The 9,970-nt window shown below is 60.5% G+C and carries 9 protein-coding genes; 2 read left to right on the forward strand and 7 right to left on the reverse strand.

What is annotated here, in order from left to right; translation table 11 throughout:
- Positions 1-107 precede the first annotated feature (107 nt).
- Positions 108-1,769 carry a response regulator gene (locus LQD11_RS14750; protein ID WP_238618234.1) on the reverse strand — a complete coding sequence of 554 codons (1,662 nt, stop codon included), beginning with the start codon at positions 1,767-1,769 and terminating at the stop codon, positions 108-110.
- Positions 1,770-1,831: 62 nt separating this feature from the next.
- Complete coding sequence (locus LQD11_RS14755; RefSeq protein ID WP_238618235.1) at positions 1,832-2,092, reverse strand: hypothetical protein; 261 nt, start codon at positions 2,090-2,092, stop codon at positions 1,832-1,834.
- Here LQD11_RS14755 and LQD11_RS15645 point away from each other — a divergent pair.
- On the forward strand, positions 2,082-4,247 hold the full coding sequence (locus tag LQD11_RS15645; RefSeq protein ID WP_276315722.1) for a methyl-accepting chemotaxis protein: 2,166 nt from the start codon (positions 2,082-2,084) through the stop codon (positions 4,245-4,247). The two genes, LQD11_RS14755 and LQD11_RS15645, sit on opposite strands and share 11 nt — an antisense overlap.
- On the opposite strand, the gene LQD11_RS14770 is transcribed toward LQD11_RS15645, so the two are convergent.
- The 3 genes from LQD11_RS14770 to LQD11_RS14780 form a co-directional block, all read right to left on the reverse strand.
- Positions 4,195-4,782: a CIA30 family protein gene (locus tag LQD11_RS14770; RefSeq protein WP_276315723.1), complete on the reverse strand. Its 588-nt coding sequence runs from the start codon at positions 4,780-4,782 to the stop codon at positions 4,195-4,197. The two genes, LQD11_RS15645 and LQD11_RS14770, sit on opposite strands and share 53 nt — an antisense overlap.
- 259 nt (positions 4,783-5,041) lie before the next feature.
- On the reverse strand, positions 5,042-6,832 hold the full coding sequence (locus LQD11_RS14775; RefSeq protein WP_238618236.1) for a potassium/proton antiporter: 1,791 nt from the start codon (positions 6,830-6,832) through the stop codon (positions 5,042-5,044).
- Positions 6,833-6,888: 56 nt separating this feature from the next.
- Positions 6,889-7,305: a hypothetical protein gene (locus LQD11_RS14780; RefSeq protein ID WP_238618237.1), complete on the reverse strand. Its 417-nt coding sequence runs from the start codon at positions 7,303-7,305 to the stop codon at positions 6,889-6,891.
- Positions 7,306-7,601: 296 nt separating this feature from the next.
- Between LQD11_RS14780 and LQD11_RS14785 the strand changes: the two genes are divergently transcribed.
- A complete protein-coding gene (locus tag LQD11_RS14785) occupies positions 7,602-8,726 on the forward strand; it encodes an acyl-CoA desaturase (RefSeq protein WP_238618238.1) in 1,125 nt (374 codons plus the stop codon).
- Positions 8,727-8,996: 270 nt separating this feature from the next.
- Here LQD11_RS14785 and LQD11_RS14790 read toward each other — a convergent pair whose 3' ends face one another.
- On the reverse strand, positions 8,997-9,323 hold the full coding sequence (locus tag LQD11_RS14790) for a hypothetical protein (RefSeq protein WP_238618239.1): 327 nt from the start codon (positions 9,321-9,323) through the stop codon (positions 8,997-8,999).
- Between the two features lie 81 nt (positions 9,324-9,404).
- Entirely contained in the window at positions 9,405-9,875 is a 471-nt protein-coding gene (locus LQD11_RS14795) for a hypothetical protein (RefSeq protein WP_238618240.1), read from the reverse strand.
- Positions 9,876-9,970 lie beyond the last annotated feature (95 nt).

A 9,970-nucleotide genomic window follows, 5' to 3' on the forward strand; every position in this document is an offset into this window, starting at 1 on the left:
TGGACCGGGGATATTCCGAACAAGATCATTCCCGAACCGGTCCTTAAGGATTTCCGTGATAAAAGGATACAACCGCTCACTCGGCACAAGCACCCCTTTCCCCCGGCTTAAAGTCCATTTCGGATGCTTCGGCGAGGCACCCCCCCTCCCAGCCAGCGCTCCAGCAAACGCTTGAGTTCGTTGCGTGTATAGGGCTTGCTCAAATGATCATCCATGCCGGCCAGGGCAAGATTGCGGACATCCTCCTTCATGACAGCGGCAGTCAGGGCTACGATGGGGGTATGCTGCGCTTCGGGCTGGCCGGAGCGGATATGGCGGGTGGCCTCCAGACCGCTCATGACGGGCATCTGGCAGTCCATCAGGATCAGGTCGTATGTGTTTTCAAGGGCCAGTGCCACGGCTTCCTTGCCATTGCCGGCGGTGGTCACGTCACACCCCAGGGACTCCAGCGTCTCCTTGACCAGTTCCCGGATTTCCTCGTTGTCGTCCACGACCAGGAGGTGATGCCTGTCAGGGGATATCAAGGCGGATGTCTCTGCGAGGACGGGCCGAACCGCGGGGTTGCCGTCCGACCGCGGTGACTGTCCGCATGGGTCGGCACGGGGCAGATCCAGTTGGAAACTGACCGTGGTGCCCTGCTCCCGCTGGCTGCGGAGGGTGACTTCGCCTCCCATGGCCGTGACCAGGTTTCTGACAATGGCCAGACCCAGGCCGGCGCCCCCGACCTGTTTCATCAGGCTTGAGTGATCCTTGTAGAACGGTTCGAAGAGCCTGGCCTGGATCTCGGGATCGATGCCGATCCCGGTATCGCTGATATCAAACTGGAATCGATAGAGATCAGGCGCGGCCGGGCCGGCCCCGGCATGGGGCAGGCACCTCAGGCCAATGGAGATGGTGCCGTGCTCGGTGTATTTGTTGGCATTGCCGATGATGTTCCAGAGAACCTGGCGCAACCGCAGGGAATCCACCAACACATGCTCGGGCAGCGCCGGGTCAATCCAGGACACGATGCGGTTGCGCCGGGCGCGGGCAATCCCCTCCATCAGTTCCACACTCTGCTCCAGCAATTTGCGGACATTGGTGGGTTCGGGATTGAGACTGAGCCGTTGCCCGGCTTCCGATTCGCTGAAGTCGAGGATGTCGTTGACGATGCCGCGGAGCATTTCACAGGATCGGTGCAGGGCTTCCACCTGACGGTACTGCTTGTCGGTCAGAGGGGTTTCCAGCAGGGATTCAATCAGCCCCAGCATGGCGGTCAGGGGGGTACGCACTTCATGGCTGGTCATGGCCATGAACAGGCTTTTGGCCTTGTTGGCGCTCTGGGCCTCTTCCTTGGCCAGCCGCAGGGCATCTTCGGCTGCCTTGCGTTCGGTGATGTCGTCAAAAACACCGATGACGCCGGTGATCCTGCCCTCGGCGTCGCGCCAGGGGATCTTGGTGGTCTGCGCCCACAGGTAGGCCCCCGCCGCGGCGTTGAAGAACCGCTCTTCCCACTGCTGCTGCTTTCCGGTACTCAGAACCTGTTGGTCGTTGCGAACGTATTGGTCGGCCAGATGCCCGGGAAACAGGGCATGGTCGTTCTTGCCGATGATGTCCTCGGGCTGAAGTTCGATGTCGTTCGCAAACCGCCGATTGCAATACACGTAGCGATGGGCGGTATCCTTGATGAAGATGCGCTGGGGCAGGTGCTCAAGAAGATCCCTGAACGCCGCACCGCCCTTGATGCATTCCGCCGAGCGTCCGCAGGCATGCGGCTGTTCTTGCGACATGATGCTTGAACCCGCCCAGGGCTGGGCATTCCTGAAGGCCATTGTGTGTCCACCGGACCACTTCAATTATGATAGAGGACAGGATAGCGATCCGAAGCCTGAAAGAGGGTCATCAGGAGGCTTTTTAAATCCATTCTGGATGGAATAGGAAACGCCCCCTCTGTGCCCCCCGCAGGACAAACCCGCAACCCATATTGAGGTTTATCAAAGGTGATCGCCATGGGCGAGCATACCAGCGCGTTAAAGCCTATCATTTCCAACATTTGCAGCCCGCAGCCCTGATTTCCCGGATTGTTACCAGGACGACCGTCGATGTCGATCAAAGCAAAAATCTCCGCCGGTTTTGCGACCGTTGCCCTCATCACCCTCGCGCTGGGAGGTCTGGGCTACTGGGGGGCGGTCAAGAGCGAGTCCGCCATCAACGAGTTGGGGGCCTTGCGGCTGCCCGCGGTGCAGACGGTACTGGAGATGCAAGTGGCGCTGGGCGAGGTGGTGAGCAGTTTCCGCACCCTCATGGATCAGACCGCCACGCAGGAGGCGCGGGCCGTACAGTACCGGGCCATCGAAAGCGCCCGCGCCGAATACCGCCAGGCGGTCGACCGCTACAATGCACTGCCCAAGAGTGCCGACGAGGCGGCGGCCTGGGAGGCTTTTCAGACCACCCTGCCCAACTGGCTGCAGGCCAACAACGCCATCCTCGGCCTGCACCAGGCACTGGATGAGATGCGCCGCGCAGACCCGCAGGGAGACTTCACGACCCATTGGCGCCAGATTGCCGCGCTCACCATGGGAGAGACCCTGCGCCATCAGGAAACCGCGTTTCAGGCACTGGACCAGTTGGTACAACTCAACATGAGAGCGGCGGCATCGGAAGTCGATAGCGGTCTCTCCCAGGCCCGGTGGCTGGAGGGCATCAGTCTGGCGGCCGTGATTGTCGGCGTACTGCTCGCCACCCTGCTGGGCATCCTGATCACACGGGGCATCACCGGACCGCTGAAACTGCTGGTGGATTCCGTGGAACGGGTACGCGGCACGGGTAATTTCAATGAACGGATCATTTACCATGGAAGGGATGAGATCGGCGCCGTCATCACCGCCTTCAATGCCCTGCTCGAATCCCAGCGGCATGCCCTTGAAGAAGTCAACACGTCGGTCAACGCCCTGGCAGCCGGCGACTTCGGCTCACGGATCAGCGGTGATTACGCAGGCGACCTGGACAGCCTCAAGAAAGGCTTCAATGCAAGCGCCGACACCATCCAGCTCACCATGAATGAGCTGGCCAAGGTCATGCGGGCCCTGCGGAGCGGGGAATTCAGCGTATCCATCGATCCCACCCGGGTGCAGGGCGAATTCCGGCGCATGCTGGAAAATGCCGCCACCGGGATGCACTCACTGGATGAGAGCACCCAGGGCATCATCAACGTCATGGAGCAGATGGCGGCCGGGGTGTTTCGACACCGGATAGAGGCCGAAGCCGCCGGGCAAATGCTGAAGCTCAAGCACATGGTCAACGACTCCGTCGGCGCCCTGGAAAAGGCCATCCACGAGATCCAGACCGTCATGGCCGCCCAGGCCCGAGGCGACCTGAGCCTGCGCGTTGAAGGGCATCATTCAGGGGATTTGGCGATACTGGCAACCTCGGCCAACGACACCGCCGAAAAACTGTCCGACATCATTCATCAGATCAACGAAGCGGTACTCAGCGTCAGCACCGGGGCCGGCCAGATCTCGACGGGCAATACCAACCTGTCACAGCGGACCGAGGAACAGGCCGCCAGCCTGGAAGAAACCGCCAGCAGCCTGGAGCAGATGACAAGCACCGTCCGGCAGAACGCCGACAATGCCCGCCAGGCCAGTCAACAGGCCACCCAGGCCAGCGCGGTGGCGGAAACAGGGGGACACAAGGTCAGGCAAGCCATTGAAAACATGCGCGAACTGACGGCAAGCTCGGAAAAGATGACCAGTATCATCAGCGTCATCGACGGCATCGCCTTCCAAACCAACATCCTGGCGCTCAATGCCGCCGTGGAGGCCGCGCGGGCGGGCGAGCAAGGACGTGGCTTCGCCGTTGTCGCCAGCGAGGTCCGCACCCTGGCACAGCGCTCTTCAGCCGCCGCGAAGGAGATCCAGACGCTGATCAGGGAAGATATCGGCATCGTTGAAAACGGCACCCGACTGGTGCATGACACCGGCGCATCCATGGAGGAGATCATACTGGCGATCAAGCGTGTCAGCGACATCATCGTTGAAATCGCGGCGGCGTCGGATGAACAAAGCCAGGGCATTGAACAGATCAACCAGGCGATGTCGCAGATGGACGACGTCACCCAGCAGAACGCCGCCCTGGTGGAAGAAGCCGCCGCCGCCGCGGAATCCCTGGAAGATCAGGCGGAACAACTGGCCGCCGCCGTTGCCGTGTTCCGACTCAGAAACGCACGGCGGGATCAGCGGCAGGGACATGGAATCGCATTGATTTGATGGCCAACCGGAAAGATCCGGCCTGCGGGTATCCCGTGGTGACGACAGCCCCTTCCGCGCCCTCCTCCATGGATGCCGATGCATCGCCTGGCGGCTGTGTCTGCCTGGCGATCAAGAGACCGACCCGACAGATCCGTTCCGGCAACAGCGTGGGGGCATTGGGTACCGGCCGTCCGTGATAACCGGGCACAAAGTTCCGGACAGGCAGCCGAACCTGCGTCCAGACACCCGCCGGTGGTTGAAACGCGGCCTGATAGCTGATGCCGTCGAACTGTTCATCCATCCGCAACGACAGCTTGTAGGCCTTGCCGTCGCCGCACACCTCAAGGACAAGGGCATCGGTTCCAGGCGCAAACCCCGGAAACAGACCACTGCGCACCGAGGCAAAACCGCCCCCCTGTTCCAGGGACATCACCCCCTCAAACACCGCAAAGCCCGCCGGATCGTAGCGCAGGCAACTGCGTGAAACCCCACCCATCACCCGGTCATCAACGGATTGCCAGGTTTCGACTACGGTCGGATCCGAAAAATCCATGACGTTTTTCTCCCAAGGGTATAAACCCCTATCTCGGGGCAAGAATTCCCATGCCGGTTACTGTGCCCGAGACGAGCACACCGCGGTGGCCGAAGCTGTTGTCTGCAATCGGCCGCGATTCGCCGTGGCCCAAACCAGCCACTTGGCCTTTAGTACCGGAATGACCGAAAAGGGTTGGTCTGCTGTCGCTGGCCACTACTTGGGTTGGAAAACATACCACGAGCATGTGGATGCTCATCCAGACCATCACGACGACCCGTTACTGATCCTTGACCTTCAGGCTTTTCCAAAGCCGGGACAGCGAATACTGAGGTTGTTTCTGATACACACCGTCATTCCGTTCGCGGTGAACCGCCAGCCCCACGTCGGTAATCATTGTGCCCTTCTGAACACCCCTGACCACCAGGTCGATGGCACCCAGCTCAACCCGGTCACCCACCACCGGATATCCCCCCAACTCATCAGCAAGGAAGTCAGTCACTGTCTGATTCACGGGCAGATGCTCCGGCATGGGGACATTGTATGCCTCCAGCAGATCCGACAGCTGGCAATCACCGTTCACCGTGAACTGGCCGAAAAACTCCTGGTCATCCAGATTAGGTGCCCGGGTTTGCGAAAAAAGCCGATCCAGCAGGGGTGTGTATTCGGGAAGTGAAAACAGATAGACCTGATCACCGGCATGAAGTCGTGTCGACGGCCCAGGGCGCATGGACCGGCCCCGCCGCACGATCAGGGAGGGTCGTGCCCAGCGCGGCAGTGTCTTACCCGATGTGAGCGGGCAATCGGGCATGACGCGATACACAAGCAGCTCATGACGGCCATTGCCGGGCAGGCCCAGTTCGATCCTCTCCAGGGGGCCTAGCTGGGAAGGCACGATCAGGTTCAACCAGCGCGCCACCGGCTTGATGGTCCATCCCTGTACCAGCAGCGAGGTGATCACGATGATGAAGGCGGTGTTCAGGAAGAGTTCTGCGCCCTCGACCCCCTTTACCGCCGGCAGAATGCCCAGGAGTATCGAAACAGCCCCACGCAGACCCACCCAGGCATTGAAGGTGATGGTTTGTCGGTCATAGCGAAAGGGTAGCAGGCACAGCAACACGGCCAACGGTCGCCCCACCAGGATCAGGAAGAGCCCAAGGGCCAGCGCCGGCAACAGCACGGACCCCAGTTCCGACGGGGTGACGAACAATCCCAGCACCAGGAACATGATGATCTGAGCCAGCCAGGTCATGCCCTTCTGCTGATGGCGTAGCGATGTGGCCGCCTTCATGCCCAGATTGCCGGCGACGACCCCCGCGACATAGATCGCCAGAAAACCGCTGCCACCCAGATACCCGGTGATTGCGAACAAACTCACGGCACAGGCAATCGCCAGGATGGGATAGAGCGCATCCTCCAGGTGAAGCCGGTTGATGATCTCGACAATGAGATAGCCACCCACGACGCCCATCACCAGGCCCAGACCCATTTGCAGGACAAAGCCCGACATCAGACTCATGGCTGGATTGCCCGGTGCGTCGGACAGGATTAATTCGATGAACAGGATGGTCAGCAAGATGGCCATCGGGTCATTGGAGCCCGACTCCACCTCAAGCATGGAGCGCACTCGCTTGTAGATCTTGATGCCGCCGGTACGCAGCAGGAAGAAGACAGCAGCCGCATCGGTGGAACTGACGATGGCGCCCAGAAGAAGGGCGTGGAACCATGGTAGATCGAACAGAAACCGGGCCGCCGCCCCCACAAAGAGCGTGGTCAGCAAAACTCCCACGGTGGCAAGCACGAACGCGGGCGCCGCGGCACGCTTGAGTGATTGCACCCGAGTGTTGAATCCGGAATCAAAGAGGATGACCGCCAGTGCCAGACTGCCCACGAAATAGGCCGTGTCGGCGTCATTGAACGTCAAGCCCAAGCCATCCTCTCCCGCGATGAGACCAATGGCGAGAAAAACGAGCAGCAATGGAGTGCCAAGACGAAAGGCCAATGCGCTGGTCATCACGGAGAGCGCAATGAGGCCGGCCCCGACCAGTATCAGGGTATACATCCAGTCCATGCGGGGGCTCTAAGGGTTCAGTGGTTGTCTCGTGCCGGGGTCGCCGTCCGGGGGATTCAGTGTTCGCCAGGCCCGGTCTGGTGGTCAGTGGGCCCCTGGAGACGCAGACCATGGATCTGATCCACGGGCAGAGTCAGCGCCAGCCCCTGGCGGGGGCTGTCCAGATTCAGTTCATCGCGAAGCTTGCGTGCGGTGCGGTTGGCACGTTCGCCGTCGGCTATCCAGAACAGGATAGTCATAGGGCTCTGAAAAGTCAGGCCGAAAAATGTCTTAATGGGGGGATTGCCAATGCCGCTCGCAGGCACCATGGTCACGCCGGAGATACCCTCGCCATGGGCAATATCCAATGCCCGATCGGAAACATCATCGGTCACGATAGCAACGAGCAATGATATCGCAGGCGTCTTTTCCATGGCATGAAGGTTAGGGAAGGACTTGGGGAATGAAAGACTAACATATTCCCACCGCTCCACGTCACTGCATCCCGTTGACCCAACCAGAAGCCATATACCCAATCCAGGCCTGCCCGGACCCCAGGAGCAAGCGGCCCCTTCCTCTGCCTGATATGCAATGCCCGGCGTCCCGGTATCCATGACCTCATCTGCCGATGCCATGGGGAAGTGCGATCTCAGAGAGGGAAGACCTGGCGATGGAGCCAAAAAATACGCGGCACGCGGCATTTTGCTGGAGTTTGGCTGTCCTAGTAGGCGGGGGTAACGCGTATTCATCCTGGTGCCCCGCTCTCTTCTTGTCCATGCAGGTATTTCCCGTGCCCAGAATCAATCCCCCCGTGGCCTGGTCCACTTCACTGTTTTTTGCGTTCACCAATCTGTTGGCGTTGACCGTAGTGCCCTGGTGGGGATTCACCCAAGGGTACAGCGGATGGGCCTGGCTGACCTTCGGGGTGCTGCTGGCCCTGGGGGGTATGAGTATCACCGTGGGGTATCATCGCCTCTGGGCCCATCGAACCTTCAAGGCCCGCTGGCCCCTGCGAATGTTGCTGGCTGTGTTCGGCGCCATGGCATTGCAGAACAGCATCTACAATTGGGCGGCCCGGCATCGCAATCATCACCGGTACGTGGATGATGTGGATCGCGACCCCCACTCCATTCGGTCTGGATTCTGGCACGCACACATAGGCTGGATGTTGCGGGAGTGGCCCGCGAGCCAGCCCGATTTCAGCACCGTGAAGGACCTCACCCGAGACCCGATTGTGCGCTTTCAGCACCGGTACTACTGGCTGCTGGCCTGGTCCACCAATCTGCTGTTCCCCCTGACCATGGGCTTGATGCTCGGGGATGTGGTCGGCATGCTGCTGCTGGCGGGGGTTTTGCGGCTGGTGGTCAGCCACCATTTCACCTTTTTCATCAACTCTCTGGCCCACACCTGGGGCAAACGCCCCTATAGCGATGACAATACGGCCGTGGACAATGCCCTGGTGGCTCTGGTGACCTGGGGTGAGGGCTACCACAACTATCACCATGCCTTTCAGTCGGACTACCGCAATGGAATTCATTGGTGGCAGTACGATCCCTCCAAGTGGTTCATCAACCTGTGTGCCTGGGTGGGGTTGGCGCACGACCGTCGGCGCATACCCCGCTTCAGGATCCAGCGGGCCCGCATTTCCACCCAGTTTGCCAGGCTTCGGACGCGGCTTGAGGTCACGGGTGTGGCCCCTAGCTGGAGTGAGGCCCTGGACAGGGAATATCATCAGTTCAAAGAGACCGTAACCCAGTGGCAGCAGTGGCAGGCACGCCGGGTACAGGTCGGGCGAGAGGCGCTGCGCGACCGCTGGACACGCATCGAAATGCGAACGGCCTACAAGGAACTGGAGTATCGCCTGCGGATGCAGCGCCAGCGTCTGCGGGTACTGCATGCAGCTCTTTCCCAGTGACCTATAGCACGGTCGGGCGATAGCGGCCTTGCGTCCGTAGGCCCTTTTACCGAGGCTCTGAGTGATCATGTGGATCCAGGCATTCTGGGGTGAATACCCAGATCATTCGCCAGGAAGTCCCGATCATGATCTGTGCGTCTGTGCTCCTGATCGTGCTGGCCCTTGATGGCATCATCAGCCGCATGCAGGCGGGCTTCCTGTTCGCACTGCTTATCGCCTACACCGGCTTTCTGATCATGCAAGCCCGGCGTACTACGTGGCGTACACGGCCTATCTGGTGCTGGCCGCGAAGATATCGGCCTTGGGCCGCTGTCCGTGATGCGCGACATCTTCCACTGCCAGGGGATGCAGGGGAAACAATTCGCCCAGGCGTGCCAGCTGCTTCGTTGAGGGCTGTCCTTGCAGGTGACACCAGAGAACGCCCTGTCCATCAGGAGGCAGGCATTGTTCAAGGGCACAGTCCTCTTCTTCCACGACCTCAGCCCCGTGGTAGCGCAGGAGGTGGATACGAGCTTCCTCCCCTGTCGCCACCTGCTCGGGTAACGTGCCCGGCGCGGTGCCCGGCGGGTGATACGATTTCCTGAACAATCGACTCATCACAGGCATCCTTCACTTCACCCCAGCCAGCACGGAACGCGTCCATGCCATGCCCAAATCAACCCGCTACCACGGCGCGCTTCAAACTGATCCTGACTCCGATGGTACCGCGGATTCCGGCATAGGCTCGGTTGCCACGCGTGCCACAGCGGTGGCTTCCTGCTTGAGACTGGTTTCCGCTGCTGGATCGGTGAGGATGGCAGGATTGATTGTCCGGGCCGGCAAGGCGCCTGTCGCCAACGATCCGAGGTTCACCCGCAGACCCTCGGCGCGTATCGGCAGTGTTGTTTCAAGGACACGCGATCGCGCCAGCGTACTGGTGAGCGGAGCAGCGCCCACAGTCACGGCTTCATCGGGCACGCCGATCATGTCCTTGAGTGCCTTGGCATTATCAACCTCGATGGTGGTGAAAAACTTTCGCATCTCGGAGGACTGGAAAGTGAGAACCCGGGTTTCACCCGCCTCCACTTCCAGGTCCGCAAGTCCATTGGATTCTGCCAGGCGCTTCGCCAGCTCCTCCAACTTGGTACTACGGCTACCGAGTCCAGGCATTTTCAATCCTCCCGTGTTGGGTGCATCGCCGGCGCGCCGGGTTCACGACGACCGGTACCGACGAGATGAGTCATGAAGGAACCGTCATGATGATA

The organism is Ectothiorhodospira shaposhnikovii, from assembly GCF_022227765.1.
Lineage (GTDB): Bacteria > Pseudomonadota > Gammaproteobacteria > Ectothiorhodospirales > Ectothiorhodospiraceae > Ectothiorhodospira.